26 protein-coding genes are annotated in these 25,451 nt (G+C 69.3%); 12 read left to right on the plus strand and 14 right to left on the minus strand.

Annotated features, from left to right (window positions below; translation table 11 throughout):
- Positions 1–43: 43 nt before the first annotated feature.
- From NMQ11_RS02470 to NMQ11_RS02485, 4 genes are all read left to right on the plus strand, one after another.
- Positions 44–640, plus strand: coding sequence for an HAD family hydrolase (locus tag NMQ11_RS02470; protein ID WP_255169808.1), 597 nt, complete (start codon positions 44–46; stop codon positions 638–640).
- Positions 641–692: 52 nt separating this feature from the next.
- Positions 693–890: a hypothetical protein gene (locus NMQ11_RS02475; RefSeq protein WP_255169809.1), complete on the plus strand. Its 198-nt coding sequence runs from the start codon at positions 693–695 to the stop codon at positions 888–890.
- 72 nt (positions 891–962) lie between these two features.
- Positions 963–1,943 (plus strand): tyrosine--tRNA ligase, encoded by a 981-nt coding sequence (locus tag NMQ11_RS02480; RefSeq protein ID WP_255169810.1) that lies wholly within the window; start codon positions 963–965, stop codon positions 1,941–1,943.
- Positions 1,944–2,007: 64 nt separating this feature from the next.
- Complete coding sequence (locus NMQ11_RS02485) at positions 2,008–2,571, plus strand: DUF6663 family protein (protein ID WP_255169811.1); 564 nt, start codon at positions 2,008–2,010, stop codon at positions 2,569–2,571.
- A gap of 551 nt (positions 2,572–3,122) precedes the next feature.
- Here the strand turns inward: NMQ11_RS02485 and NMQ11_RS02490 are convergent.
- Positions 3,123–3,605 carry an Lrp/AsnC family transcriptional regulator gene (locus NMQ11_RS02490; protein WP_255169812.1) on the minus strand — a complete coding sequence of 161 codons (483 nt, stop codon included), beginning with the start codon at positions 3,603–3,605 and terminating at the stop codon, positions 3,123–3,125.
- A 286-nt stretch (positions 3,606–3,891) separates the two neighbouring features.
- Between NMQ11_RS02490 and NMQ11_RS02495 the strand changes: the two genes are divergently transcribed.
- Positions 3,892–4,839 (plus strand): biotin--[acetyl-CoA-carboxylase] ligase, encoded by a 948-nt coding sequence (locus NMQ11_RS02495; RefSeq protein WP_255169813.1) that lies wholly within the window; start codon positions 3,892–3,894, stop codon positions 4,837–4,839.
- A gap of 42 nt (positions 4,840–4,881) precedes the next feature.
- On the opposite strand, the gene NMQ11_RS02500 is transcribed toward NMQ11_RS02495, so the two are convergent.
- The 4 genes from NMQ11_RS02500 to NMQ11_RS02515 are packed head-to-tail and all read right to left on the minus strand — an operon-like array spanning position 4,882 to position 7,998.
- Positions 4,882–5,364, minus strand: coding sequence for a universal stress protein (locus tag NMQ11_RS02500; RefSeq protein ID WP_255170856.1), 483 nt, complete (start codon positions 5,362–5,364; stop codon positions 4,882–4,884).
- A gap of 58 nt (positions 5,365–5,422) precedes the next feature.
- The gene (locus tag NMQ11_RS02505) at positions 5,423–6,454 is read right to left on the minus strand and encodes an amidohydrolase family protein (protein WP_255169814.1); all 1,032 of its coding nucleotides are present in this window, start codon (positions 6,452–6,454) and stop codon (positions 5,423–5,425) included.
- A gap of 55 nt (positions 6,455–6,509) precedes the next feature.
- Positions 6,510–7,736 (minus strand): HD domain-containing protein, encoded by a 1,227-nt coding sequence (locus NMQ11_RS02510; RefSeq protein ID WP_255169815.1) that lies wholly within the window; start codon positions 7,734–7,736, stop codon positions 6,510–6,512.
- A gap of 49 nt (positions 7,737–7,785) precedes the next feature.
- Positions 7,786–7,998 carry a hypothetical protein gene (locus tag NMQ11_RS02515; RefSeq protein ID WP_255169816.1) on the minus strand — a complete coding sequence of 71 codons (213 nt, stop codon included), beginning with the start codon at positions 7,996–7,998 and terminating at the stop codon, positions 7,786–7,788.
- A 121-nt stretch (positions 7,999–8,119) separates the two neighbouring features.
- Here NMQ11_RS02515 and purL point away from each other — a divergent pair, with 121 nt between their 5' ends.
- Positions 8,120–10,279, plus strand: a complete 2,160-nt coding sequence (gene purL / locus NMQ11_RS02520) for a phosphoribosylformylglycinamidine synthase subunit PurL (RefSeq protein ID WP_255169817.1) — start codon at positions 8,120–8,122, stop codon at positions 10,277–10,279.
- Here the strand turns inward: purL and NMQ11_RS02525 are convergent, their stop codons facing one another.
- Both NMQ11_RS02525 and NMQ11_RS02530 read right to left on the minus strand, forming a co-directional pair.
- A complete protein-coding gene (locus NMQ11_RS02525) occupies positions 10,280–12,139 on the minus strand; it encodes a PAS domain-containing protein (RefSeq protein ID WP_255169818.1) in 1,860 nt (619 codons plus the stop codon).
- Positions 12,140–12,286: 147 nt separating this feature from the next.
- Positions 12,287–13,264, minus strand: a complete 978-nt coding sequence (locus NMQ11_RS02530; RefSeq protein ID WP_255169819.1) for an ornithine cyclodeaminase family protein — start codon at positions 13,262–13,264, stop codon at positions 12,287–12,289.
- 100 nt (positions 13,265–13,364) lie between these two features.
- Here NMQ11_RS02530 and NMQ11_RS02535 point away from each other — a divergent pair, with 100 nt between their 5' ends.
- Positions 13,365–14,453, plus strand: a complete 1,089-nt coding sequence (locus NMQ11_RS02535) for an NAD(P)/FAD-dependent oxidoreductase (protein WP_255169820.1) — start codon at positions 13,365–13,367, stop codon at positions 14,451–14,453.
- A gap of 65 nt (positions 14,454–14,518) precedes the next feature.
- A complete protein-coding gene (locus NMQ11_RS02540) occupies positions 14,519–15,667 on the plus strand; it encodes an NAD(P)/FAD-dependent oxidoreductase (protein WP_255169821.1) in 1,149 nt (382 codons plus the stop codon).
- A gap of 84 nt (positions 15,668–15,751) precedes the next feature.
- Here the strand turns inward: NMQ11_RS02540 and NMQ11_RS02545 are convergent, their stop codons facing one another.
- The 5 genes from NMQ11_RS02545 to NMQ11_RS02565 all read right to left on the minus strand — a co-directional run bounded on the left by NMQ11_RS02545 (position 15,752) and on the right by NMQ11_RS02565 (position 19,993).
- A complete protein-coding gene (locus NMQ11_RS02545) occupies positions 15,752–17,179 on the minus strand; it encodes an outer membrane protein assembly factor BamB family protein (protein ID WP_255169822.1) in 1,428 nt (475 codons plus the stop codon).
- A gap of 191 nt (positions 17,180–17,370) precedes the next feature.
- Positions 17,371–17,655, minus strand: a complete 285-nt coding sequence (locus NMQ11_RS20105; RefSeq protein WP_345781471.1) for a hypothetical protein — start codon at positions 17,653–17,655, stop codon at positions 17,371–17,373.
- A gap of 8 nt (positions 17,656–17,663) precedes the next feature.
- On the minus strand, positions 17,664–18,821 hold the full coding sequence (locus tag NMQ11_RS02555; protein ID WP_255169823.1) for a pyridoxal phosphate-dependent aminotransferase: 1,158 nt from the start codon (positions 18,819–18,821) through the stop codon (positions 17,664–17,666).
- Positions 18,818–19,303 (minus strand): Lrp/AsnC family transcriptional regulator, encoded by a 486-nt coding sequence (locus NMQ11_RS02560; RefSeq protein ID WP_255169824.1) that lies wholly within the window; start codon positions 19,301–19,303, stop codon positions 18,818–18,820. Before NMQ11_RS02560 ends, NMQ11_RS02555 begins: the two co-directional genes overlap by 4 nt.
- A gap of 114 nt (positions 19,304–19,417) precedes the next feature.
- Positions 19,418–19,993, minus strand: coding sequence for a hypothetical protein (locus tag NMQ11_RS02565; protein ID WP_255169825.1), 576 nt, complete (start codon positions 19,991–19,993; stop codon positions 19,418–19,420).
- A 224-nt stretch (positions 19,994–20,217) separates the two neighbouring features.
- Between NMQ11_RS02565 and NMQ11_RS02570 the strand changes: the two genes are divergently transcribed.
- Positions 20,218–20,781 (plus strand): thioredoxin family protein, encoded by a 564-nt coding sequence (locus NMQ11_RS02570; RefSeq protein WP_255169826.1) that lies wholly within the window; start codon positions 20,218–20,220, stop codon positions 20,779–20,781.
- A 149-nt stretch (positions 20,782–20,930) separates the two neighbouring features.
- Here NMQ11_RS02570 and NMQ11_RS02575 read toward each other — a convergent pair whose 3' ends face one another.
- Complete coding sequence (locus NMQ11_RS02575; RefSeq protein ID WP_255169827.1) at positions 20,931–22,031, minus strand: NADH:flavin oxidoreductase/NADH oxidase; 1,101 nt, start codon at positions 22,029–22,031, stop codon at positions 20,931–20,933.
- Positions 22,032–22,179: 148 nt separating this feature from the next.
- On the opposite strand from NMQ11_RS02575, the gene NMQ11_RS02580 reads away from it, so the two are divergent.
- Both NMQ11_RS02580 and NMQ11_RS02585 read left to right on the plus strand, forming a co-directional pair.
- On the plus strand, positions 22,180–22,986 hold the full coding sequence (locus NMQ11_RS02580; protein WP_255169828.1) for a BtpA/SgcQ family protein: 807 nt from the start codon (positions 22,180–22,182) through the stop codon (positions 22,984–22,986).
- A gap of 64 nt (positions 22,987–23,050) precedes the next feature.
- Positions 23,051–23,470, plus strand: coding sequence for a methylated-DNA--[protein]-cysteine S-methyltransferase (locus NMQ11_RS02585; protein WP_255169829.1), 420 nt, complete (start codon positions 23,051–23,053; stop codon positions 23,468–23,470).
- A gap of 67 nt (positions 23,471–23,537) precedes the next feature.
- Here the strand turns inward: NMQ11_RS02585 and NMQ11_RS02590 are convergent, their stop codons facing one another.
- Positions 23,538–23,975: a dCTP deaminase/dUTPase family protein gene (locus tag NMQ11_RS02590; protein ID WP_255169830.1), complete on the minus strand. Its 438-nt coding sequence runs from the start codon at positions 23,973–23,975 to the stop codon at positions 23,538–23,540.
- A 112-nt stretch (positions 23,976–24,087) separates the two neighbouring features.
- Between NMQ11_RS02590 and NMQ11_RS02595 the strand changes: the two genes are divergently transcribed.
- Entirely contained in the window at positions 24,088–25,350 is a 1,263-nt protein-coding gene (locus NMQ11_RS02595; RefSeq protein WP_255169831.1) for a M20 family metallo-hydrolase, read from the plus strand.
- Positions 25,351–25,451 lie beyond the last annotated feature (101 nt).

Raw genomic sequence — 25,451 nt, forward strand, 5'->3', positions numbered from 1 at the left:
TCACACGCGTAACGACTATCGGTTTCGCCGCCCGTTCTGGGGTATGCGCGCGATCGTCTTCGACCTCGACGGCACCCTCGTCCAGTTCGACCGACCGTACGACCGCCTGCTGGCCGACGCCGTCGAGTCGGCCGGGGGCGAGCCGACGGCGGAGCGACTCGAGGCGTACACCGACGCGTTCTACTCGCACTTCGGCGCCTGCGAGCCGGACCCCGTCCGATCCGCGTTCGCGGACGCCGTCCCCGGCGCGGACGCCGCCGCCCTCGCTGACGCCCTCCACCGGGCCGAACTCGCGGCCAGCCGACCCGCACCGAACGCGGCGGCCGACCTCGAGCGCCTCGCGGCCGACCACCGGATCGGCGTCCTGACCAACGGCGTGTCGTCGTGGCAGCGGGCGAAACTCGAGGCCGTCGGGCTCGAGCGGTACGCCGACGCCTTCGTCGCCTCCTACGACGCCGGCGCGCACAAACCGGCCCCCGAGCCGTTCGACCTGCTCGAGCGCCGACTGCCCGCCGCCGAGTACGCGATGGTCGGCGACAGCGACGCCGACGTCGAGGGCGCGGTCGCCGCAGGCTGGCGCGCACACCGGTACGACGGCGGTGAGTTCGACGCACTTCCTGACGCGCTCGAGTGGCCGTGAGCGCCCGTCTCGAGGTCAACTGTTATGGCGACCGCCTCCGATAGCTCGAGTCATGGTGCGACTCGAGCCACCCTGTCTGCGATCGAAACACGCCTCCCGCGGGGCGGCCCGCGGCGCGAAACTCGGCGGTAAAGTCGGCGGCCTCGGCGGTCCCGCGACGGGTGCGGTGGGAGCGGGCGTCGGCGCGGCGACCGGCTACCTCGCGGGAACCGCCCGCGACCGGGTCGAGACGGTGTTCAAACCCTGGTGACCGCTCGCCTCCGCGTGGGGCTGTTAGCGGCGTTCACAAAGTGATAAATCCCTCCTCCGGCACCGTCCACGTATGGACGCCTACGAGCTGATCACGCGAAACGCCGACGAGGTGGTGACCGACGAGGAAGTGCGCGAACTCGCCGCCGACCCCGACGGCAAACGCGCCTACGTCGGCTACGAGCCCTCCGGGGTGCTTCATCTGGGCCACCTGCTGACCGCGAACAAACTCATCGACCTCCAGGACGCGGGGATGGAGGTCGTCGTCCTGCTGGCGGACGTCCACGCCTACCTCAACGGGAAGGGTACATTCGAGGAGATCCGAGAGACCGCAGAACGGATGCGCGCGCAGTTTCTCGCCTACGGCCTCGAGGAGGACAAAACGGAGTTCGTCTACGGCTCGACCTACCAGCTCGAGGAGGAGTACGTCCTCGATCTGCACGCCCTCGAACTCGAGACCACCCTGAAGCGCGCCCAGCGCGCGATGGCCGAGATCCAGGGCGGCGAGACCGCGAAGGTGAGCCACGTCGTCTACCCGCTGATGCAGGCCCTCGACATCGAGTATCTCGACCTCGATCTGGCCGTCGGCGGGATGGACCAGCGCAAGGTCCACATGCTCGCCCGCGAGGAGCTTCCCAGCATCGGCTACGAGAGCCGGCCGTGTCTGCACACCCCCATCGTCGCCGATCTGACGACCGGCGAGGGGAAGATGTCCTCGAGTGCGGGCGTCACCATCTCGATGGAAGACTCGACCCAAGAGCTCGAGGAAAAGGTCAACTCGGCCTTCTGCCCGCCGACCCGGAACCCGGAGGGCGACCTCGAGAACCCCGTGCTCGAGCTGTTCGAGTACCACGTCTTCCCCCGCTTCGAGTCGATCACGGTCGAGCGCCCCGAGAAGTACGGCGGGGACCTCACCTACGAGTCCTACGAGACGCTGGCGGCGGACCTCGAGTCCGGCGAACTCCACCCCGCCGACGCGAAGGGGACGCTCGCGAGCTACCTCGACGAACTGATCGCCCCCGGCCGGGAGAAGCTGCGCGAACTTCGGGGCTGACCGGCGACCCGCCGCGGCGTCGCCCGTCGCGGGCGTTATCAGTCCCCCGACCGAATCCACTCGCATGAACCCGACGACAGCGGGGGTCTTTCGCGTGTATCCGGGTCGCCAGGAGGGAGAGTGGCTGTTTCTCGACGTCGATTCCGCGGACCCGACGTACGTGCCCGAGGCGCTGGCGTCCGACCTCGAGAGCGGAAACCGCGTCGAGGCGACCCTCGAGTGGGACGACGGCGCGCCGACGGGCCTCGAGTACGCGGTGGTCGAGGCCACCCGCTTTCGCTTCCGTCGCACCGACGAGCCGGTGTTCCAGGCCGCCCAGGGCTGCTTCGAGGAGGCCAGGCGAGCCGGCGAGGCGATGAACGCCCGCGTCACCTACAGCACCGACAGCGATCCCAACGGCGTCGTCTACACCTTCGCCGACCAGGCCGGCCAGCGCGACCTCTTCGCGGAGTTTCGCGACGGCGGCAAGCCGCTCGAGCCGCTGCTCGCCCGCGCGGCCGACTCCGAGGCGGCCGAGCCGCCGTTCTCGGTGTGGGTGCTCGACCCCCAGGAGCCGTTCGTGCTCGTCTACATCGTACTCGACCCCGAGGGGGTGCTCGAGGAGACGATGGCTGACACCTACGAGTGATCGTTTCGGCCACCCCTCCGAACACACGCCGAAGTTCGTGGTCTGTACGGCCTGGCTACCGGTCGCAGCAGTCCCCCCGCTTCGGTGCCGTCGAGGTTCGGCGGACGGTACGAATATCCACAAAAGGTGGTGGATCGGCGGAGGTGTCTGGGAAAATTCTTGTGGCTCTCTTGTATCGGATGGAAAAATTCATTTGATCCCCTGACTTTGAGCGACGGTGTGAACGACTCGCCCGGTGGAAAATCGGTTGCCTGCCCCGCGTGCGGTACGGAGGCCCTCGCGATCGTTCCACGGGGCAGTACGATCGTCGAACGAGAGGAGAACGCCGACGGGAAAGTTCGAGTCGGTTGCCGATCCTGCGACAACCAGTTCGTCGCTCACTACCGAACTAACCGGTAACGAAGCGGTAGCGGCCGAGCCGTCCGGTAAATCTCGAGAACGTGAGTACGGAGTGTGAGAGGCGCCACTGAAATCGTGACACACCCGTTCGCGAATTCGTGCCCAGTGTACGTCGCGCCGGGAATCCGCGTGTGAGCGGTGTGTGGCTAGTGTCAGTCGCCCTCGTCGACCAGTTCCAGGACCTCCACGTAGTCGAGGGGGGTCGTGTGCTCGGCTCGGATGAGGTTCTCGTCGTTGATCTCGAGTGCGAGCTCGTCGAGCCGTTCGGCGATGGCGGTGATGTCCTCGTCCTCGGCGCCGACGGCCTTCAAGTGGAGATTCTCGTGGCCCGTCATCAGTTCGGTCACTTCGACGACCTGCGGCAGCGCCATCGCCTCCTTCGCCACGGCGGAGCGCTCGCTGATGCGAGCCGTACAGCTGAAGTGGAAGTAGAGACGGAGACCCGCCCTCTCGTAGTCGGTGGTTGTCGTGTAGCCGGTGATGACGTTCGCCTCCTCCAGTCGGCGCATTCGATTGTGGATGGTGTTGTCGGAGACGCCGATCTCGTCGGCCAGTTCGATAGCCGTGTACCGAGCGTTTTCCTGAAGCAGAGTGAGTAATTGCCGGTCTACCTCGTCGAGTTGGTACGCCGTCACGGGTGGAGGTGATACTACCGACCCCCTTGATTCTGTCGATAACCCACGTCCTGCAGCCCAATCCTTCGAAATGCCACACATTTAACGACAGTTTTGGAACTATCGAACCATCGGCGGATCTGTTTGAGCAGTGGTGTGGGAGTGGTGTGGAAGATCGACGAGGGGTCTTCGACGGTACGGAGTCGATCAACGGGAGCGACAGTCGGGCAGTTCGGCTCGAGTCGACGCCTGCGATCGGCGCGCGAATGCCGGCCGATTGAAGTACGAGCGCCGCCCTCTCGAGAGCATGAACGAGACGCGCCGGGCCGTCCTCGAGGCCCTGGCCGACGGCCCCGCGACCGGCCCCGAACTCGCCGAGAAACTCGGGGTCTCGAGGGCCGCCGTCTGGAAGCAGATCGAGGCGCTGCGCGAGGGCGGCTTCGAGATCCGCGGCGGCGCCGACGGCTACGAACTCGGCGAGATCACCGCCTACGGCGGGGACGCGATCGAGTTCGGCCTCGAGGCGCCGTTCTCGATCGAGTACCACGAGTCGATCGCGAGCACGAACGACCGGGCACGGGAACTCGCCGCCGCCGGCGAAGTCGACCGCGTCGTCGTCGCCGACGAGCAGGTCGGCGGCCGGGGGCGCCTCGATCGGGCCTGGCGGTCCCCGCCGGGGGGCGTCTGGCTGAGCGTCCTCTCCCGGCCGTCGATCCCGCCCGCGGACGCCCCCCTGTACACGCTTGCGGCCGCAGTCGCGACGGCGCGGGCGGCCAGGGAGGCCGGCGTCGACGCCGGCATCAAGTGGCCGAACGACGTGATCGTCCCGCTCGAGGGGAGCGACGGCGCGTACCGAAAACTCGCCGGGATTCTCACGGAGATGGAAGGCGAGACGGGCCGCGTGGCGTGGCTCGTCGTCGGGATCGGCGTCAACGCCAACGTCGACGCCGGAACGCTCCCGGCGGGGTCGACGAGTGTCCGGGCGGAAGCCGGCGACGTCGACCGGCGGCTGTTCGTCCAGCGGCTCCTCGAGACGTTCGCCGAGCTCCGGGCCGACCTCGAGGCGGTCGCGCCGGCGTGGCGCGAGCTGGCGGTGACTGTCGGTCAGCGAGTTCGCGTCGACGTCGGCGGCGAGCGGGTCGTCGGCGACGCCGTCGGGATCACCGACTCGGGCGCGCTGGTCGTCGAGACGGCGGACGGACGGGAGCGTATCGCCGCGGGCGACTGCGAGCACCTGCGCCCCGCTCGAGGGTAGCTCGGCTCCGCCCGCGCCGTTACTCGGGTGCCGTCGACGCCGTTACTCTACGGCCGCGCGCGCGTCCTGCGGGATCTCGTCGGGCTCGTCGTCGTCGTCGCCGACTTTGACGGTGAGAACGGGGACGGGCGAGCCGCGAACGACTCGTTCGGCGACGCTACCGAGCAGCAGTCGGTCGATCCCCCCGCGCCCGTGGGTTCCCATCACGACGAGGTCACAGCGGTCGGCCGACGCCTGCTCGATGATGGTGCGACTCGGCGACCCCTCGAGAACCGCCGTCTCGACGACGACGTCGGGCGGGGCGATTTCCTCGACCCGCCTGACGGCCGCCTCCCCCTCCTCGCGGAGCGCGTCGCTGATTCCGTCCCAGGTGGTTTCCATCGGAAGCCCCCCGTAGCTCGCAGCGTTGACGACGTAGACCGCGCGGATCGTCGCGTCGTGGACGCGCGCCAGCTCGATCGCGGTTTCGACGGCGCGTTCGCCCTCCGCAGATCCGTCCGTCGGAACGAGGATGCAGTCGTACATCGTGGTATGTGATGGCATACGACTCCCGGATATAATAACTCTGTCGTAGAACTGGTTGTTAGCTGAGGCGTCCCGGCTCGAGGACGACCTCGCTGACGTCGTCGACGCCGGCCCGCCTGACGACCGCTCTGACCGGGTCTCGAGCGCCCGCGAGGTTGTCGGAGTCGCCGTCTACAACCTGAAACCGCGCCGGCCGGCCGACCGCGAGCGGGCCGTACTCGAGGCCGCCGAGTTCGGCGCCGTTGACCGTCGCCATCCGGAGGACCTCGCGGGCCGACACGTCCGTCAGCTTCGCGAGGAACTCCATCTCGCGGAACATCGACGGCGAGTTGAGCATGACGTTGTCGGTGCCCAGCGCGACCGTCGTGCGCTCCGCGAGGTCGGCGACGGGGGGCAGACCGACGCCGGTGACGAGGTTCGACCGGGGGCAGACGACCACCGGCACCGACTCGCGCTCGATGCGCTCGAGGTGGCCTGGCTCCGGGTGGACGACGTGGACGAGGAACGCGGGCTCGAGGTCGAGTGCGGGCGTCAGATCGCTCGGATCGGCCTCGCCGGCGTGAATCGCGAACGGTTTTCCCGCCTTCCGGGCGGCCGCCCGCTCCTCCTCGAAGGTCGCGTCGTTCGCGCCGCTGGCACCGAAGCCGTCGCCCGCTTCCATCGCCGCCGTCGAACCGCGGGCGAACGCCAGCGCGTCGAGCGGGAGTCCGGCCGCGGCCTCCCGGAGCACCTCGACGCCCTCGACGCCGCCCTCTCGGAAGTCGAGACAGGCCGCGGTACCCCCGTCGATCATGTACCGCAGCGAGCGGCGGACGGCCGCGACCATCTCCTCGCGGGAGCTCCGCCGGAGCAGCCGGTGTTTCAGGCCATCCGGCGGCGCCACGAGCTCCTCGAGCGTGAGGCCGCCGCCGGCTTCCTTGGCGATCGAGTCGCCGACGTGCGTGTGTGCGTTGACGAACGCCGGCAGGACGATGTCGGTGCTGTCGACTCGCTCCTCCTCGATGTGCGTGATTCGGCCGTCCTCGACGACGAGGCGCCCCTCGATCGGCTCGAGCTCCGGTCCTCGAAGAATCGTACCCGCGCGTTCCATAACAGTCGATTTCGCGGTCAGGCCCTTCAACCGTTCGAGGTCGCGGCGCGCTCGCTCACTCGGCGAACTGGTCCAGAGTGGTGTACAGCCCGTCCCGGACTTCGCTGACGAGCGGGCCGTCGATGTCGAGTCCGAGGACGTCGAGAGCCGCGTGCCCGACCGACTCGCGGACGGCCGCGGGCGAGTAGACGCCGAGTCGCCACTGGGAGTACTGGGCGGCCCGCAGCGCGTCGACGAGCGGCGACTGGTGGCCGAGCCGGCGGATCTCGCCGTTGACCATCACGCGGGTCGTCGACTCCGTCATCGACGGCCGGCCGGGAACGTCGATGATCACCGCCTCCCGGTCGACGCCGGCTTCGTCCGCGATCTCGCGTTCGAACTCGCGGATCGACTCGTGATCGGCCTCGATGATCCCGCCGGGGACGTCGTCGATCTCCGCCCACACCGCGCGCTTGTAGAGGTCGCGGTGATCGAGTCGCCGCGAGAACTCCGCGGTCGCGTCCGTCGAGCGGAGCGCGACGATCAGGTCGTGATCGTCCATCCGCTGGAGCGTCCGAGCGTCGGTCGCGCCCGACTCGAGCAACTGCTCGCCGGCCCGCCGGAGCATCGCCTTGCTGATCCGGGCGACGCTGTGGCTGTAGACGGTCGGGTTCATCAGCGCGCGGGCGACCAGCAGGCTCTCTGCGGTCTGGACGTTCCCCTCACCGAGGACGAGTTCGCCGTCGACGAACGTCAGCTCCCGGACCAGCCGGCCGTGGTCGATGGTGCCGTAGGGGACGCCCGTGTGGTGGGCGTCCCGCACCAGGTAGTCCATCCGGTCGACGTCGAGTTCGCCGGAGACGAGCTGGCCGAACCGGCCCTCGCCGGCGACGAGGTCGGCGACTGCAGCGGGCTCGAGGCCGTGCCCTCGGAGCACGTCGCCGACCTGTCCGGTCGAAAGCAGCTCGTGAACGTCGTCGTGGTACCGCCCCGTCTGTCGGTGGGTCAGCTCCTCTAAGTTGTGGCTGAACGGACCGTGGCCGACGTCGTGGAGCAGGGCGGCGGCCTGGACGCGCTCGGCCTCGAGGCCCTCGACGCCGAGTCCCTCGAGGGCCTCGCAGGCCAGGTGGTAGACGCCGAGGCTGTGCTCGAAGCGGGTGTGGTTCGCCGACGGGTACACGGTCGAGACGGTGCCGAGCTGTTTGATCCCGCGCAGTCGCTGGACCGCGGGCGTATCGAGCAGGTCCCGAGCGACGCCCTCGACCTCGATGTGGTCGTGGACGCTGTCCTTGATGATCTTCATGCCGGGTTGTTGGCCGCTCTGGTACAAAAACCGTCGGACAGCCGACGGCTCAGGCGCTCTCGCCGTCCTCCAGGGCGTGCTCGAGGAACTTCGGGACGGCCACCGCGTCGAGGACGGCGAGTCCGAGCACCAGGTACATCATGGTGCCCTCGAGGAAGAAGACGGCGACGAGCGCGAGGATCGCGGCCCCCGAGAGGCCGATGCCGTGGCGGACGAGCGGGTTTGCGAACGGGTGGTCCTGCGTTGAGTTGGCGGTACTCATACGCGAAAGCGCGAACCGGTTAGCCAAAAATGTTTTCCAAGGTGTACGTCACACTCACGATCAAATACACGAACGTGTACATAGAAACCCATTTACCCCGCCGCTTTCAACAGCGATACGAATGAGTCTTGCCGATTCGGACCGCGACCTCGTTGTCTCCGAACTCGGACGGGAGCCGACTCCGGCCGAGGCGGCGCTGTTCGAGAACCTCTGGAGCGAACACTGCGCCTACCGCTCCTCGAGACCGCTGCTGTCGGCTTTCGAGAGCGAGGGCGAGCAGGTCGTCATCGGACCGGGCGACGACGCGGCGGTCGTCGCGCTGCCGGACACCGAGACGGGCGAGCCCAGCGAGACCTACGTCACCCTGGGAATCGAGAGCCACAACCACCCTTCCTACGTCGACCCGTTCGACGGCGCGGCGACGGGGGTCGGCGGCATCGTCCGTGACACGCTCTCGATGGGCGCGTATCCCATCGCGCTGACGGACTCGCTGTACTTCGGCGAGTTCGACGACGAGCACTCGAAGTACCTCCTCGAGGGCGTCGTCGAGGGGATCAGCCACTACGGCAACTGTATCGGCGTCCCCACCGTCGGCGGCAGCGTCGACTTCCACCCCGACTACGAGGGGAATCCGTTAGTGAACGTCGCCTGCGTCGGGCTCACCGACGCGGGCCGGCTGGTCACCGCCGTCGCCCGGGAGCCGGGGAACCGGCTCGTGCTCGTCGGGAACGCGACGGGGCGGGACGGCCTCGGCGGCGCGAGCTTCGCCAGCGAGGACCTCGCGGAGGACGCCGAGACCGAGGACCGGCCCGCGGTTCAGGTCGGCGACCCCTACGCCGAGAAGCTCCTGATCGAGGCCAACGAGGTGCTCGTCGAGGAGAACCTCGTGGAATCGGCCCGCGACCTCGGTGCCGCCGGACTGGGCGGCGCCTCGAGCGAGATGGTCGCCAAGGGGGGCCTGGGCGCGCACATCGAACTCGAGCGGGTCCACCAGCGCGAGCCGAACATGTCGGCGCTCGAGATCCTGCTCGCCGAGAGCCAGGAGCGGATGTGCTACGAGGTGGCTCCCGAGAACGTCGACCGCGTGCGGGAGGTCGCCGAGCGATTCGACCTCGGCTGTTCGGTCATCGGCGACGTCACGGACGGCAACTACGTCTGTACGTTCGAGGGCGAGACGGTCGTCGACGTCGACGCCCACTTCCTCGGCGAGGGCGCGCCGATGAACGACCTCCCGGCCGAGGAGCCCGTAGAGCCGGAGACCGACCTCCCTGACGTCGCCCTCGAGGAGGCGTTCGAGGCCGTCGTCGGCAGTCCGAACACCGCCTCGAAGCGGTGGGTCTACCGCCAGTACGACCACGAGGTCGGCGTCCGGACGAGCGTGGGGCCGGGCGACGACGCGGCGGTCGTCGCGGTGCGGGAGGCCGAAACCGGCCTCGCCGTCTCCGCCGGCGCCGCACCGAACTGGACGAGCGCCGCCCCCTACGACGGAGCGCGGGCCGTGGCCCTCGAGAACGCGACCAACCTCGCCGCGAAGGGGGCGACGCCGCTCGCAGCCGTCGACTGCCTGAACGGCGGCAACCCCGAGAAACCCGACGTTTACGGCGGGTTCACGGCGATCGTCGACGGCCTCGCGTCGATGTGTGCCGCGCTGTCGACGCCGGTCGTCGGCGGCAACGTCTCGCTGTACAACGACTCCGTGACGGGTCCGATTCCGCCGACGCCGACGCTCGCGATGGTCGGCACCAAGGCGGGGTACGCCGCGCCGCCGCTCTCGCTTGCCGCCGACCCCGACGCCGAGGTCCTGCTCGTCGGCGACCGCGGTCTCGAGCGCGAGCGGTTCGCCCTCGGCGGCTCCGAACTGCTGGCCCGGTTCGGCGGGAGCGACCGGTTCCCCGCCCTCCCCGCCGAGCCGGCCGCGCTGATCGACGCGCTGGCGACCGTCGCGACCGACGACGCCACGCTCGCGGTCCACGACGTCAGCCACGGCGGCCTCGCGGTCGCCCTCGCCGAGATGGTGCGTGAGGACGTCGGTCTCGAGGCGTCGCTCCCCGCCGTCGATCCGATCGGCGCGCTGTTCGCCGAGGCCGTCGGCCGGGCCGTCGTCCAGACGACCGACCCGGCCGGCGTCCGCGAGGCGTTCGACGGCGTCGCGCCGGTGACGTCGCTCGGCCGGGCGACCGACGACGGCACGCTGACGATAGCCGTCGGCGAGAGCCGTCTCACCGCGACCGCCGGCGACATCCGCGACCGACGGGCGGTCCTCGAGCGCGAACTCGACTGACTACACCCGCTCCAGGGTCGTCACGTCCCTGATCTCGATTCTCCTCTCGCCGCGGTCGCCGCGGCCGACGGTAACCGACCAGTCGTGAGCGTCGGCGATCGCGCGCACGAGCGCGATTCCGAGCCCCTGCTCGTAGGCGGTCGAGCGAACGTCGCCGTCCGACGCCTCGGCGACCGAACCCGCGCCGGCCGCGTCGTCGCGCAGGACGAACCCGCGCGCCCCCTCGTCCGACTCGGCGACGCCGAGCAGGCCGACCTGAACGGTGACGTCGGCCCTTTCGTTCGCCCGCGCCGCGGCGTCGTCGAACGCGGCCTCGAGCAGGTGGCCGAACCGGTCGGGGTCGGCCCGGAGTCGCGCACGTTCTTCGACGACGACCGTCGGCTCGTCGAGCCGGGAGCTCGTCGCCGCCGCGGTGACGGCGGCCTCGAGGTCGATGCGCGTGCGCGGCCCGACCGTCCGGGCGGTCCGGGCGAACTCGCGAACGTCGTCGACGAGGCGTTCGGCCCGGTCGAGGGTTTCGAGGACCGACCGATCGGCCATCGGAAACTCCCACTCCCGAGGTGTATCGTTCTCGAGCGCGTCGGCGACCGCGTCGAGCTCCCGCTGGAGGTCGGTCGACAGCACGTCCGCGACGGCCTCGAGGCGCTCGGTCTGGCGCTCGAGGCGAGCCGTTCGCTCGCCAAGGAGCCGCTCGCGGTCGGCCCGTTCGAGGGCTGCCTGCGTGTTCTCGACGAGCGTCGAGACGAGTTCGACGTCGGTGTCGTCGAACGCCCCCGGCTCGAACGCCCCCGCCATCAACACGCCGTGGGTGCCGATCGGGGCGATGATCTCCGACCGAAGCGGCGTCTCCGGATTGTACAGCCCCTCTTCGTCCCGGAGGTCGTCGAACCGCTCGATCGATCCCGACTCGAAGACGTCCCAGACGAGCCCTTCGCCCATCGAGAACTGAGGGAGTCCGCCGAACTCGTCGTGAGCGCTCGCGGTGCCGGCCACCGGCTCGAGGACGCCCCGTTCGTCCTCGAGCAGCCAGACGCCGCTGATCGGTAACTCGAGCAGCTCGCTGCCGGCGTGGACCGCGATCGCGCAGATCTCCTCGGGGTCGTCGGCCTGGAGCAGCCAGCGGGTGAGTTCGTGCAGCGAGGTGACGACGCGCTCGTACTCCTTGCGGGCGGTGACGTCGCGGATGAGCGCGGCGACCGTGGCGCTGCCGCGTTCGATCGGAACGGCCCGAACTTCCCCGACGCGCCGGTCGCCGTCGGCGGTGGTGAACGGGATCTCGACGGTCCGCGAGGCGGCACCGCCGACGTCGACGGCGCTGATCGCCTCCCCGACGCGAACGGTTTCGGCGGGAGGGACGCCCGCCCGCTCGAGCAGCGCCTCGACGTGTTCGCCAACCAGGTCGTCGCGGTCGATCTCGAGGACGTCCTCGAGGGCTCGATTGACCGACGCGATCCGCGCGTGGCGGTCGAGGGTGACGACGCCGTCGTGGACGGACTCGACGACGGCGGCGTACCGCGCGAGCTCCGTCTCCCGGATCTTCCGGTCGGTGACGTCGCGCAGGGAGACCGAGAGCCCGCCGTCGGCGGGGAACGCCCGCGCTTCGAACCAGGTCTCGAGGGAGGTGTGATAGACCTCGAAGGAGACCGGGATCTGCTCGTCCAGCGCGCGGTAGATGCCGTCTGCAACCTGGGTTTCGACCGTTTCGGGGAACTCGTCCCAGACGACGCGGCCGACGAGTTCGTCGCGCGAGCGCTCTAACAGCGCCTCCGCCCGCTCGTTGAGGTACGTAAACCGGAAGTCGGTGTCGAGCGCGAAGAATGGGTCGCCGGCGCGGTCGAGGATGGAGGCCGCGTCTACCACGTCTGGACCCCCTGGCACGGTCGCTGGCGTTCGATCGGCGTCCGCTCTCCCGTCGCGCTTCGGCCTCGCTCGAGTTGTGCTCTCTCCGCCACGGTGTGTTAGGCGAACCGTTCGCAAACGCGGTACTTCAGTGTCGTGGTCGGGCGACTACAGCGAAACCTCCGTCCCGACCCCCGCCGACCGCGCCCGGTCGAACAGAAACGCCGCGGCCGCCGCGTCGAGAACCGCCGAGCCGACGCTCGAGAGCACCAGTATCTCCTCGTCCGACCGCCGGCCCGCCTCGCCCGAGAGCGCCGCGGCGAACGGGATCGGGTCGACGGCTTGCTCGCGGAGGTCCCCCGTCTCGAGGGCCTCCGACGGCACGTCGGCGAACACGCACGCCGCCCGCTCGACGGTCTCCGCGTCCAGTTCGCGCATCGCCGGCGTGTAGGCGCCGACGGCGATCACGAGCGTCCCCGGCTCGAGAGCGGCACCGGAAAAGACCGGCTCGGTGCTCGTCGTCGCCGTCACGACGACGGTCGCCTCCTCGAGCGCTGCCGTCGGGCTCGAGACGGCGGTGACGGGCGCCTCGAGCTCTGCGTCGAGCTCGCTCGCACAGCGCTCGCGGGAGTCGCTTGGCGAGTAGACGCGCACCGACTCGAGGGGCGTCGCGGCGGCGACCGCCCGCGTCTGCCAGCGCGCCTGCGTGCCGGCGCCGAACACGGCCAGCCTGACGGGGCCGGTGGCGGCGAGTTCGCGGGCGGCGAGTCCGCCGATACAGCCCGTGCGGGCGTTCGTGATCAGGGTGCCGGCGAGGTAGCCCACCGGCAGTCCGCAGTCGGCGTCGGTGAGCGCGATCTGGGCGTTGACCGTGGGGAGTCCCCGCGCCTCGTTCCCCTCGAACACCGCGGCGAGTTTCGTCACCGCGTACGCTGCGCCGTGGACGTACGCCGGCATACAGAGCCCCGTCCCCAGGGGTCGCTCCGGGTCGCTCTCGTCCCGTCCGATGCCGACCGGATAGTGTGGGCGCTCGGGCCGTTCGACGGCCCCCTCGCCCTGCTTTTCGAAGGCCTCCGCGACGACCGAGAGGAGTTCCTCGAGGTCGAGAACCGACGCGACGTCGTCCTCCGAGAGTATGCGGACCATGGTGGAGTATGGACGGACGGCCACTTCACTGTGAACCGCGAGCAGACGGTCCGGGCGTCCGGCGGGATCGTTTATCGTCGTCGCGGTCGATTCGAGAGGTATGAACGTTGCAGTCGTCGGCGGCGGTATAATCGGCACCGCCCTCGCCGCCCGCCTGAGCGGGACCGACCGCGAGGTGACCCTCCTCGAGCGCGGCGATCTCGGCGCGGAAACCACCGCGGCCTCCGCGGGGATGGTGCTGTGGGCGACGACCCACCCCGCCGCGGTCGACCTCGCGCTGCGCGGCCTCGCCCGGGAGACGTACGACCCGCTGCTCGCAGACGGCACGCTCGAGGCGACCCGCCTGGGTACGCTGTATCTCGCCGAGAGCGAGGCGTACGCCGAACGCCTCGAGGAGGCCGCCGCCGCTCTCAAGGCACACGGCGTCGACGCGCGCTACCGGCGACCCGGCGACCTGGCCGAACTCGGCGTCGACCCCTCCGGGGTCGCGGGCGGGCTCCACACGGCCGACGACTACGGCTTCGAGCCGACCGCCCTCGTCGAGCACTTCGCCGACGCCGCCCGCGATCGCGGCGCGACGATCCGAACGGGAACCCCGGTCACCGACGTCGTCGTTTCGGGCGGCGCCGTCACCGGCGTCGAGACGGCCGACGGCGTCCTCGAGGCCGACCTCGTCGTCAACGCCGCGGGGCCGTGGGCGATCGAACTCAACGAGTTCGCCGGGGTTTCGCTCCCGCTGTGTCACACGCTGGGGCCGATGCTCGAGGTCGAGACGCAGGCGGGGATCGAGACGCCGTTTACGATCCTCGAGTCGCGGCGGTACGTGAGACCCGTCGGCGACGGGCGGGCGTACGTCGGCGAGTTCCTGACCGAGTACGTCGCGGGCCAGCGCTACGGCCCGGGCGAGCGTCGGATCCCCGACTCGTTTCGCGCGGCCGCGAGGGGGATGGACGCCGTCGTCCCGGCGCTCGAGGGAGCGACGACCCGCGATGAGTGGATCGGCCTCCGGACGGTCACGCCCGACGGGCGGCCGCTGGTCGGCGAAACCGCGGTTCCGGGATTCGCCGCCGCCTGCGGCCTCACCGGACTGGGGATCACGCTCGCTCCCGCGGTCGCGGACGTGTTCGTCGACTCCCTCGCCGGGCGAAACACCGACCTCGTCGCGGCCCTCGACCCGTCACGGTTCTGACCCCACCCCACAGCCCCTTCCCGGTCGCGCGAACGCTTATTCCCCCGGCTATCGACCTGGGACGTATGACCGTTGTCGTCGTCGGGGGCGGGATCGTCGGCTGTGCGAGCGCGTACGAACTCGCCTCGCGAGGTGTGGACGTGGTCGTCTGCGAGAAGGGGTCGATCGGCGCCGGCAGCACCGAACGGGCCGCGGGCGGCATCCGGGGACAGTTCTCGACGCCGGTGAACGTCGAGCTCTCGGCGGCGAGCATGCGCGTCTGGGACGCCTTCGAGGAGCGGTTCGGCGCCGACATCGACTACCGGCGCAACGGCTACCTGTTTCTCGCTCGAGAGCCCGACACGGCGGCCGCCTTCGAGGCCAACGTCGCGATGCAGCGAGAGCGCGGCGTGCCGAGCGAACTGCTCGAGCCCGAGGCCGCACTCGAGCACTGTCCCGGCATCCTGTCCGAGAAGTTCGCCGCGGCGACCTACTCGCCGACCGACGGCTTCGCGGACCCCCACTCGGCGCTGACGGCCTACGCCCAGGCCGCACAGGAGGCCGGTGCTGAAATCCGGACGAAAACCGCGGTGACGGCCGTTCGCCGGGAGGGCGGCCGAGCCGTCGGCGTGGAGACCGACGACGGCTCGCTCGAGGCCGACTACCTGGTGAATGCGGCCGGGCCGTGGGCCGGTCGCGTGAGCGAGATGGCCGGCGTCTCGCTCCCCATCGCCCCCAAGCGCCGCCAGATGGTCGTCGTCGATCCCGAGGAGCCGGTGCCCGAATCCGATCCGCTGACGATCGACCTCGACACGGGCTCGTACTTCCGACCCGAGCGCGACGGCGAGGCGCTGGTCGGCGGCCACTTCCACGACGCCGACCCCGACCGCGACCCGGACGGCTACGACCGGAACATCGACTTCGACTGGGCGGCCGACGCCCTCGAGGCCGCAGCCGACTGGACGACCTACTTCGGTCCAGAGTCGGGCATCAAGCAGGGCTGGGCGGGACTCTACGCGGTGACGCCGGATCACCACGCGATCGTAGAGGAGACGGTGCCGGGGTTGATCACCGCCGCCGGCTTCTCCGGTCACGGCTTCCAGCACGCGCCCGCGACCGCCCGGATCGTCAGCGAGTTGATCCTCGAGGGCGAGGCGTCGCTCGTGGATATCGGGGCGCTCTCGAGCGAGCGGTTCGACGCGGGCGAGGAGCACGCCGAGAGAAACGTGGTCTAACGGCCGTCGGACAGTCGCCGGGGCAACTCGAGTTACCACCGACGGTACGAACAACAGGGCGGCCGTGAGTAGTTCACGGCTCGCTCAACAGTCGTCCGGGACGGTGCCGTCCTCGCCGTCGTCTTCGTCGCCATCCTGGCCGTCCTGGCTGTCTTCCTCGTCGTCTTCGTCGCCATCCTGGCCGTCTTCCTCGTCGTCTCCATCGCTGTCCTGGCCGTCTTCGTCACCGTCTTGGCCGTCATCCTCGTCTTCAGTCGTGGCCCGAAGTGCGAGTAACGAGTCTGAAGCGACGTACAGCGTTTCGTCGCTCACGGCGATGTTGTCCCCGCTCACGTACGACGGGAAGTGGTCGCCCATCTCGAGCGTCCACTCGACGGTTCCGTCGTAGAGATCGAACGCGACTATCGTGTTCTCGAACTCGTCGAACTGGTCGTCTAAGGAGAAGAGGACGGTGTCGCCGACGATCGTCGGTGATCCGCCAGGATAGGCACCTAAATCGTCGGAGCGCCACGTCCACAGCGTCTCGCCCGCCTCGAAATCGTACGCGGTGAGATCGTGCCGCCAGGCGGTAACGAGGACGTCCTCTCCGAGCGCGAGCCCGCTCATGTTCGCCGGCGAACCGAGACCCTCACCGGTCAGGGGATCGCGCAGGAAGACGCTCTCCTCGTACGGTATCCGAACCCCGACTGCGTTCTCGTTCGCGACGATCGGTCCGGCGAGATCGGCCAGCATCATTTGATCCCGTACGACCTCACCCGTCCCGGCTTCGATCGCGACGAGGTAATCGTCCCACTTGAAGCGAGCACCGGCGTACACGAGCCCGTTCGCGGCCGCGACCGAGATGTTCGCGAGATCGACGGCATAATCCTCACTGGTCGGTTTGTGGTGGACGTCGACGGTGTCGCGCGCCCACCGAACTGAGCCGTCGTCGACCTCGAGGGCGTACAGCGAGCCGTCGACGACGACGAACACCGCACCGTAGGCGACCGTCGGGGTCGTCACCGACTCCTCGGGCTCGAACGTCGTTTCCCACCGGAGGGAGCCGTCCAGATCGAACGCCCTGACCTCGGACCCGCCGACGAAAACGGTATCGTACGCCACCGTCGGCGTCCCGCCGAGATCGACAATCTCGTCAGTGCGCCAGCGCTCGTCACCGGTTTCAGCCTCGAGAGCGTGGAGGAAACCGCCGTCGTCACTGTCTGTCCTGGCGTAGACGGTGCCGTCCGAGATGGCGATGCTCACGTTTTCGTCGAACGTCCAGTCGATCTCGAGCGTATCCGCATCGAACTCGTACTCGGAATCGACGGCGTGTGTATTACCGGCGTCGGCGCGATAGGAGGCCCAGTCCTCCGTCGCGTCCGCTTCGGGCAGTAGGTCCGGTAGCTCGTCGGGTAGCTCGGACTCGGAGCCGCCGTCACCGGTGACGGCTCCGCTCGCGGTAAGCAACCCACCTGCAACGAACGCCGCGCCAGCACTCTTCTTCAGGAAATCGCGTCTGTTGTCGTCAGACATGCAGTTCGCGGTACCGGGAATTACAGTATACTTATTAGGTACATATCATGGATACGAAATCACGTGAACGTGCCAAAAACCGGTTACGTTCATGTTTAGTCATTTTGATGGACCATCTTGATAGTTTATTACATTTCATCGAGGATCGCTGCAACTGACACGGAGCCCGTCACACTCGTCCGTACGTCCGCTCAGAACCCGTCCCGGAGGAACACGTCCGTCTCCGGGAACAGCGCCTCGAGCGTCTCGGCGACGTCGACGAGTCGAACCATCGGCCCGTCCTCGAGTTCGCAGTCGATCTCGTCGGGGTCGTCGGCGAGGTCGAGCAGCCCGCGTCGGGGGTGTCGTGAACGCGAACGCGAAGCTCGTGTACTCGTAGAAGACGTCCCGCAGACCGTCGGGAATGGGACGATAGTCGACCATACCGGGGAGTCACTCGTCGCCTCAAAAATCGTTCGTGACCCGGGTTGGCACACCTCGTGGGTTAGCCGTGATCCGAAATGAACGTCTCGATCCGCGCCAGCGCCTCTCGCAAATCCTCGAGTCCCGTCGCGTACGACACCCGGAGGTGGCCCTCGCCGCCGGCGCCGAAGACGTCGCCGGGGACGACCGCGACGCCTTGCTCGCGCAGCAGTTCCTCGGCGAACGCCTCGCTGGTCCACCCGTCGGGAACTTCCGGGAAGACGTAGAAGGCGCCCTGCGCCTCGAAACAGGCCATGCCGATCTCCCGAAACCGCGCGAGGACGAACCGCCGTCGCCGGCCGTACTGGTCGACCATCTCCCTGACGTCGGGTTCGCACGATTCGAGCGCCTCGAGCGCCGCGTGCTGGGCGGTCGTCGGGGCCGAGAGCATGGTGTACTGGTGAATGCGGTTCATCGCACCGATGGCGTCGGTCGGCCCCATGGCGTAGCCCAGCCGGAGCCCCGTCATCGCGTGGGATTTCGAGAAGCCGTTGACGACGATCGTTCGATCGGCCATCCCCTCGAGTGCGGCGATCGAGGCGTGTTCTCCCTCGTAGGTCAACTCGGCGTAGATCTCGTCGGCGAGCACGAGCAGGTCGTGCTCGCGGGCGAACTCGGCGATCGGCTCGAGATCCGACCGCTCCATCACGGCCCCGGTGGGGTTGTTGGGGTAACAGAGGACGAGCAGCTCGGCGTCGGCCGCGCCGGCTCCCTCGAGGGCGGCGACGGTGAGGCGGAACTCCTCGGCCTCCCGCGTCGGTACCGGGAGCACCTCCCCGCCGGCGAAGCGCACCCCCGGCTCGTAGGAGATGTAGGCGGGCTGGGCGACGGCGACCGTGTCGCCGGGGTCGACGAACGCTCGAAAAGCGAGGTCGACGGCCTCGCTCGCGCCCGCGGTGACGAGGATTTGCTCGCCGGGACCGTACTCCAGCGCGAAGCGGTCGGCGACGTATCTCGAAATCGCCTCACGAAGCTGGCGCATCCCCCGATTGGCGGTGTAGGAGGTCCGCCCCCGTTCCAGGGAGTGGATCGCGGCGTCGCGGGCGGCCCACGGCGTCGAGAAGTCGGGTTCGCCCACGCCCAGCGAGATCACGTCGTCTCGCTCCTCGGCGATCTCGAAGAACCGGCGGATGCCGGACGGGCCGACCGCTCGTACTCGCCGGGCGGGCTCGAACGTCATGGGGAGTACGCGAGCCGATCGTCGTCCTCGCCGTCACCGAGTTCGATCCCGTTCTCCTTGTAGGCGGTCATCACGTAGTGGGTGACCGTCTGGGTGATCTCGGGCACCGGCGCGACCTTCTCGCTGATGAACTGGGAGACCTCTCGCATCGAGTCGCCCTCGACTTCCATGTCGAAGTCGTAGTCGCCGCTGACCAGCCGCAGCGCGGTCACCTGCGGGAACCGACTCAGCCGCTCTGCGATGTCGTCGTAGCTCGTCTCCCGGTCTAAGGTGACGTTGAGTTCGACCTCCGCGCGCACCCGCTCCTCGGCGAGGCGGTCCCAGTCGACGACCGCCTGGTAGCCGCAGATCACGCCGCTCGCCTCGAGTTCCTCGATCGTCGCCTCGACTTTCCGTTCCTCGAGGGCTGTCAGTCGAGCGAGATCCGCCGTGGAGTAGCGCGCGTTCTCACGAAGCAACTCGAGCACCTCGCGTTGACTCATACTACCTCCTGTGCGAGCGCGAGCAAAAGGATTGTTACGGGTGCAACACTGACGATCCCGCGATGGGGACGATCGCGGTCGCGGTCGTCGACCCGCGGTCGTGTGCGGCGGACGTCAGTAGTTCTTGAACAGCAGCGCCCGGACGTCGTCTTTCGTCTGGACGTGCTCGACGCTCCCGTCCGGCAGGGTCACGCTGTAGCGGTAGTCCGCCGAGTCGGACTCCTCCCACTTGTCGTCGTGGGTGTCGAGCAGGTTCATCATCCGGTTCAGCATGTCGTCGTCGTCCGCCGCCCCGCTCGAGGCGTCCTCGCTCTCGGGACCCTCCGTCGCCGAGTCCCCCTCGTCTTCCTCCTCCGACCCGTCGCTCGCGTCCTCGGCTCGCCCCTCGTCGGGCTCGTCCGCGTCGGGGGCGGTCTCCTCGTCCGGTTCGGTCACAGAATCCCCCTCGACCGGTTCCGATTCGGTGTAGGAGACCTCCTCGAGGTCGGACGACTCCTCGGCGAGTTCCGCGGCGGTGGTAAACGAGACGTCGCGGTCGACGTCCAGGTCGCCGTCGAGGTTGTCGATGAGAAACTGGACCGCGTCCTGATCGCGGACGTGGCCGTACTTTCCGACGACCTGTTCGGAGAGTTCCGCGCGAAGCCGCTGGATGAACGCGTGCTGTTCGTCCGTAATCTCGAGGGTTTGCATACCCCACGCTCTCGCGGGGAGTACATAAGCGTTGGATCCGCAGTCTCGGAACTGATACTGTCGGATAGACGTCAGTGAGAAGCGGGCGCGAACCGGCGGCCGTCTCCGGTGGTGACGGCCGCACTCGAGCGACCGGTCTTCGAATAGTGCTGTCCGACAGTACGAGAACGCGGGCCGCTACCGCCACCCGGACGCTTAAGCACGAACGGACGGAACCGACCAGTATGGTCCTGCGAGAATCCGAGAGCGAACTCGAGGCCGGCGACCCGGCGCCCGACTTCGAACTCGAGGGGACGGACGGGGAGACCTACAGCCTCGAGTCGTTCGCCGACCGCGAGGCGCTGCTGGTCGTGTTCACCTGCAACCACTGTCCGTACGCCGAGGCGAAGTTCGACCTGCTGAACGAGTTGAGCGCGGAGTACGACGAGGTCGCCGTCGTCGGCATCAACCCAAACGACGCCGAGGAGTACCCCGACGACTCCTTCGAGAAGATGCGGGAGTACGTCTCCGAGGGCCGGATCGACTACGACGCCTACCTCCGCGACCGCTCCCAGGCGGTCGCCGCGGCCTACGGCGCGGAGTGTACGCCTGACCCGTTCCTGTTTGCGAACGACGACGGGACGTTCCGACTCGTCTACCAGGGTCGCCTCGACGACGCGCCGAATCCCGACGACGAGCCCTCCCGGTTCCACGTCCGCGAGGCGATCGAGAGCGTTCTGGCGGGAGAGGAGGTCGACCTCGAGTGGCAGCCCTCTCGAGGCTGTTCGATCAAGTGGGCGGACGACTGAGACGGCCTGCGCTAACGGCAGACAGCAGACCGTGCGCTCACCGCGCGGCTACTGCTGACTGCCACTTGACCGCACACCACCACCAGCTCTTATTCGTGACGGCGAGACGGTTCGGTCGATGGCTCGAGTCCGCGATTCCGGTTCCCCAATCACTGCACGCTGCGGCGGTACTGGATCGGCCACTCGAGCGGTGCGTCTTCCCCTTTCAGCGCGTCTGCCGCGTGCAGTCCGAAGTAGGGGTCCCGAAGGAACTCCCGACCGACGAGCACCAGGTCGGCCCGCTCGTTTCGCACGAGGGCGTCGGCCTGCTCGGGCTGGGTGATGCCGCCGACGGCGCCGACGGCGACGTCTACCCGCTCGCGGATCTCCTGGGCGAGGGGCACCTGGTTGTTCGGCCCCGGCCGGGCCTGCTGAGCGGGGTGGAGGCCGCCGGAACTGACGTCGGTCAGGTCCGCGCCGAGGTCGGCGAGATCCCTCGAGAGCCGCACCGACCCCTCGAGGGTCCACGACTCCGCGAAGCCGTCGACGCCCTCGAGCCAGTCGGTGCCCGAGATGCGGACGAACACCGGAAGGTCGTCGGGCCAGACCTCGCGGACGGCGGCCGTGACCTCGCGCACCAGCCGGGTGCGGTTCTCGAAACTACCGCCGTAATCGTCCTCTCGCCGGTTCGTGACGGGTGAGAGGAACTCGTGGAGCAGGTAGCCGTGGGCCGCGTGAACCTCTGCGATTTCGAACCCTGCCTCGAGCGAGCGCTCGGCGGCCGTCCGGAACGCCTCGACGACGTCCGCGACGTCGGTTTCGTCCACCTCCCGCATCGCCGGCGGTTCGCCCTCGAAGGGGTAGGCCTCCGGCGAGGGCGAGAGCGTCTCCCAGCCGCCCTCGTCCGGGGAGAGCGGCTCGTTGCCCTCCCAGGGTCTGGTCTTGCTGGCCTTGTGGCCCGCGTGAGCGAGCTGGATCGCCGGCACGGCGCCCTGCTCGCGGATAAAGTCGGTGATCGGCTCGAGCGCCGTGGCCTGCTCGTCGGTCCAGATTCCCAGGTCGTACGGGGAGATCCGGCCGCGGGCCTCGACGGCCGTCGCCTCGGTCATCACGATGCCGGCGCCGCCGACGGCGCGGCTGCCGAGGTGGACGCGGTGCCACTCCGTCGGGAGGCCGTCGGGGTCACAGGAGTACTGGCACATCGGCGAGACGGCGATGCGGTTCGGACTCTCGCAGTCACGGAGTGCGAGCGACGAGAACAGGTGGGTCATCGCTCGAGTATCGGAACCGCCGATCAAAAACCGCCTCGGACGGCGACGCCCTTGCCGGGGTCGGCGGCGATCTCGGCGCCACTGACCGGGGCGACGGCCGTCGGACGCCGGTCGCCGCCGCTTTAGCCCCCGCCGACGAACGGCGAGTATGACACCGATCGGCCCGTTCGGCGACCCGCCTACCGTGATCGGCATGGTCCACCTCCCGCCGCTGCCCGGCTCGCCCGGCTTCGAGGGCGACCGGGACGCGATCCGAACCCGCGCGCTCGAGGACGCGGTCACCCTCGAGGCCGGCGGCGTCGACGGGGTGATCCTCGAGAACTTCGGCGATTCGCCCTTCTACCCCGAGGACGTTCCGAAACACGTCGTCGCCGACATGGCCGCCCTGGCGACGGCCGTCCGGTCGGCGGTCGACGTTCCCGTGGGGATCAACGTGTTGCGAAACGACGCGGCGGCCGCGCTCTCGGTGGCCGGCGCGGCCGACGCCGACGTCGTCCGGGTCAACGTCCACGTCGGCGCCGCGGCGACCGACCAGGGGGTACTCGAGGGCCGCGCCCACGAGACGGTTCGCCTGCGCGAGCGGATCGCCCCCGACGTCGCGATCCTGGCCGACGTCCACGTCAAACACGCGACGCCGGTCGGCGAGGCGGACATCGAGCGGACCGCCCTCGAGACCGCGGAGCGCGGTCGAGCCGACGGCGTCGTCGTCTCGGGGAGCGGGACGGGGTCGGAGACGGCGCTCGCGGACGTCGAGCGGGTTTCGAACGCGCTCGCGGACCTCGAGACGCCGGTGTTCGCCGGCAGCGGGGTCACGGCGGAGACGGTCGGCGACGTGCTCGCAGCCGGCGCGGACGGCGCCATCGTCGGGACCGCGCTCAAGGAGGGCGCCGAGACGACGAACCCGGTCTCGCTCGAGGCCGTTCGGGAGGTCGTCGACGCGGCGACGAACCGGTGAGCGTGCCGGTTCACTTTCGCTCCGTCCCCGACGGCTATCCGCCCGGAGCGCCTGCGGACGGTCGATGAGAGTCGACGTTCTCGAAACGCCGGTCGACATCGACGGGTCGCGACTCGAGGCCGCACCCGGAACCGTTCGCGAACAGCTGGACGAGTACGCCCGCGGCGAGCGGCGCGCGTTCGATCTGGACGTCTCTTACCCCGACTCGTTCACCGGCCGCGTGATGGCGGCGATGGCGGCGATCCCCTACGGCGAGACCCGGACCTACGGCGACCTCGCGGCGGATCTCGAGACCGCGCCCGTGGCCGTGGGATCGGCGTGCGGTCGGAATCCGGTTCCCGTGATCGTGCCGTGTCACCGGGTCGTCGGCGCGGACTCGCTCGGGGGATTTTCGGCGGGCGGCGACGATCCGCTCGGGTTCAAGCGGCGGTTGCTCGACCACGAGGAGCGCGTGCTGGGCGGCGCGCGAACCGGGACGCGGTGAGCCGACCCGCGGCGACGGGAGTCGAGCGGCGACCGCCGCCGCTTTCGGTCGCGCTCCGGGCGGTGGTTCACCCGGACTCGAGGATCGACAGCGTCGAGATCCGGGCGTTTTCCTTGATGTGGACCCCGCCATCGGCGACCGAGAGCGGCATCAGCGGGAGGTGTGAGGTCACGCGCAGCGACGGGTGCGAACAGCCGCGGGCGAGCAGTTCGTTTCGCGGCTGGACGAACAGCGGCTCCTCGCTGGTGAGAAACTCGTTGTACTGACAGACGTAGCGCCCGCCCTCGAGGTTCCACCACTCGTACTCGTCCTCGGGGTCGCGCGGTTCCGTCGCCACGGGTTCGAGGTCGGCGTCCTCGAGTTCGTCGCCGCCGAAGTCGAGGCGCCCCGGCTCGGCGATCCGGTAGATCGCGCTCACCGTCAGGTCGACGCCCTCCTCGTGGACCTGCGCGGGTTCGTACACCAGATTGTCGACGCGCTCTGAGAGTGGGGTGTCAGCAACCATCTCGGGTTCGAAGACGTCGGCCGGCGACAAAAAACGTATCACTCGGAAAGAGCCTCTCGAGGCGGTCGCGGCGTTGCACAACGGTGATTGTCCTCGGCGAGAAACGCCGCCTATGGACGTTAATCAGGGGCGCCTTCGGTCGGATCTCGAGGCGAACGCAACGTTCGGCGCGATCGGAGCGCCGAACGGCCGCGGTCGAACCGTACTCGCGGGAACGGACGCGAACCGAGAGGCGCGCGACGCCCTCGTCGAGCGACTCGAGGCGGCCGGCCTCGAGGTCGAGATCGACGCGGTCGGCAACGTCACGGGGACGTGGATTCCGGACGACGTCGATCCGGACGCCGCGCCCGTCGTCTCGGGGAGCCACCTGGACTCGGTTCCCGAGGGCGGCATCTTCGACGGCCCGCTCGGCGTCTACGGCGCGCTCGAGGCCGTCCGAGCGATCCAGGAGTCGGACGTCGAACCGGACCGCCCGCTCGCGGTCGTCTGTTTCACCGAGGAGGAGGGGACCCGCTTCAGCGGCGGTCTGCTGGGCTCGTCCGTCGCAACCGGCCGTCGCCCCGTCGAGGAGGCGCTGGCGCTGACCGACGACGAGGGGACGACCCTCGAGGCGGCGCTGTCAGAGATCGGCTACCGGGGCACCGGCCGCCTCGACGCGAGCGCCTGGGACGCGTTCGTCGAACTCCACGTCGAGCAGGACTCCCGCCTCGAGGAAACCGAGGTGCCCGTCGGCGTCGTGACGACGATCACGGGCATCGCCCACGCGACCGCCCGGTTCGTCGGCGAAACGGACCACGCGGGGACGACCGCGATGGGCGACCGGACGGACGCGCTGGCCGCGGCCAGCGAGTTCGTGCTGGCGCTCGAGCGCGCCGGCCGGGAGTACGCCCTCGCTGATTCCGGCACCGCGGTCGCGACCGTCGGGAAGTGCGTCGTCACGCCGAACGCGACGAACGTCGTCCCCGGCGAGGTCGAACTCGGCGTCGACGTCCGAGACGTCGACTACGAGACGATGACCGCCCTCCTCGAGGGTGCCGAGCGCACGCTCGAGCGGATCCGGGAGGACCGCGGCGTCGTGACGTCGATGGCTCGCGAACTCGACGTCGAGCCGGCGCCGATGAGCGGGCGCTGTCGGGACGCCCTCCACGCGGGCGCGGAGACGGCCGACGTCGACGCGCTCTCGATGCACTCCGGGGCGGCCCACGATGCGATGAACGTCTCGCGGGTGACCGACGCCGGAATGCTGTTCGCCCCCTCGCGGGAGGGGCTTTCTCACACCCCCAGAGAGTGGACCGAGTGGGAGGACTGTGCGGTCGCCGTCCGGACGCTGGCGGAGGCGCTCGCGCGGCTCTCGACGAGCGGCGACGGGACGTAACGCGGTGTGCGGGGCCGGTCGAGAGCGTGGGGACGGGACGCCGTCACGGCAACTGCCGGGAGCGGGCGACAGGCGGCCGTCGCGCTCGAGCCGGCAGCTTT

This window comes from Natrononativus amylolyticus (assembly GCF_024362525.1).
Classification (GTDB): domain Archaea; phylum Halobacteriota; class Halobacteria; order Halobacteriales; family Natrialbaceae; genus Natrononativus; species Natrononativus amylolyticus.

What these genes read in the sequence shown, in the direction of transcription:
- NMQ11_RS02470 (WP_255169808.1), top strand. Translation starts at nt 44, where the DNA reads ATGCGCGCGATCGTCTTCGACCTCGACGGCACCCTCGTCCAGTTCGAC.
- NMQ11_RS02475 (WP_255169809.1), top strand. Translation starts at nt 693, where the DNA reads ATGGTGCGACTCGAGCCACCCTGTCTGCGATCGAAACACGCCTCCCGC.
- NMQ11_RS02480 (WP_255169810.1), top strand. Translation starts at nt 963, where the DNA reads ATGGACGCCTACGAGCTGATCACGCGAAACGCCGACGAGGTGGTGACC.
- NMQ11_RS02485 (WP_255169811.1), top strand. Translation starts at nt 2,008, where the DNA reads ATGAACCCGACGACAGCGGGGGTCTTTCGCGTGTATCCGGGTCGCCAG.
- NMQ11_RS02495 (WP_255169813.1), top strand. Translation starts at nt 3,892, where the DNA reads ATGAACGAGACGCGCCGGGCCGTCCTCGAGGCCCTGGCCGACGGCCCC.
- NMQ11_RS02500 (WP_255170856.1), bottom strand. Translation starts at nt 5,364, where the DNA reads ATGTACGACTGCATCCTCGTTCCGACGGACGGATCTGCGGAGGGCGAA.
- NMQ11_RS02505 (WP_255169814.1), bottom strand. Translation starts at nt 6,454, where the DNA reads ATGGAACGCGCGGGTACGATTCTTCGAGGACCGGAGCTCGAGCCGATC.
- NMQ11_RS02510 (WP_255169815.1), bottom strand. Translation starts at nt 7,736, where the DNA reads ATGAAGATCATCAAGGACAGCGTCCACGACCACATCGAGGTCGAGGGC.
- NMQ11_RS02515 (WP_255169816.1), bottom strand. Translation starts at nt 7,998, where the DNA reads ATGAGTACCGCCAACTCAACGCAGGACCACCCGTTCGCAAACCCGCTC.
- purL (WP_255169817.1), top strand. Translation starts at nt 8,120, where the DNA reads ATGAGTCTTGCCGATTCGGACCGCGACCTCGTTGTCTCCGAACTCGGA.
- NMQ11_RS02530 (WP_255169819.1), bottom strand. Translation starts at nt 13,264, where the DNA reads ATGGTCCGCATACTCTCGGAGGACGACGTCGCGTCGGTTCTCGACCTC.
- NMQ11_RS02535 (WP_255169820.1), top strand. Translation starts at nt 13,365, where the DNA reads ATGAACGTTGCAGTCGTCGGCGGCGGTATAATCGGCACCGCCCTCGCC.
- NMQ11_RS02540 (WP_255169821.1), top strand. Translation starts at nt 14,519, where the DNA reads ATGACCGTTGTCGTCGTCGGGGGCGGGATCGTCGGCTGTGCGAGCGCG.
- NMQ11_RS02545 (WP_255169822.1), bottom strand. Translation starts at nt 17,179, where the DNA reads ATGTCTGACGACAACAGACGCGATTTCCTGAAGAAGAGTGCTGGCGCG.
- NMQ11_RS02555 (WP_255169823.1), bottom strand. Translation starts at nt 18,821, where the DNA reads ATGACGTTCGAGCCCGCCCGGCGAGTACGAGCGGTCGGCCCGTCCGGC.
- NMQ11_RS02560 (WP_255169824.1), bottom strand. Translation starts at nt 19,303, where the DNA reads ATGAGTCAACGCGAGGTGCTCGAGTTGCTTCGTGAGAACGCGCGCTAC.
- NMQ11_RS02565 (WP_255169825.1), bottom strand. Translation starts at nt 19,993, where the DNA reads ATGCAAACCCTCGAGATTACGGACGAACAGCACGCGTTCATCCAGCGG.
- NMQ11_RS02570 (WP_255169826.1), top strand. Translation starts at nt 20,218, where the DNA reads ATGGTCCTGCGAGAATCCGAGAGCGAACTCGAGGCCGGCGACCCGGCG.
- NMQ11_RS02575 (WP_255169827.1), bottom strand. Translation starts at nt 22,031, where the DNA reads ATGACCCACCTGTTCTCGTCGCTCGCACTCCGTGACTGCGAGAGTCCG.
- NMQ11_RS02580 (WP_255169828.1), top strand. Translation starts at nt 22,180, where the DNA reads ATGACACCGATCGGCCCGTTCGGCGACCCGCCTACCGTGATCGGCATG.
- NMQ11_RS02585 (WP_255169829.1), top strand. Translation starts at nt 23,051, where the DNA reads ATGAGAGTCGACGTTCTCGAAACGCCGGTCGACATCGACGGGTCGCGA.
- NMQ11_RS02590 (WP_255169830.1), bottom strand. Translation starts at nt 23,975, where the DNA reads ATGGTTGCTGACACCCCACTCTCAGAGCGCGTCGACAATCTGGTGTAC.
- NMQ11_RS02595 (WP_255169831.1), top strand. Translation starts at nt 24,088, where the DNA reads ATGGACGTTAATCAGGGGCGCCTTCGGTCGGATCTCGAGGCGAACGCA.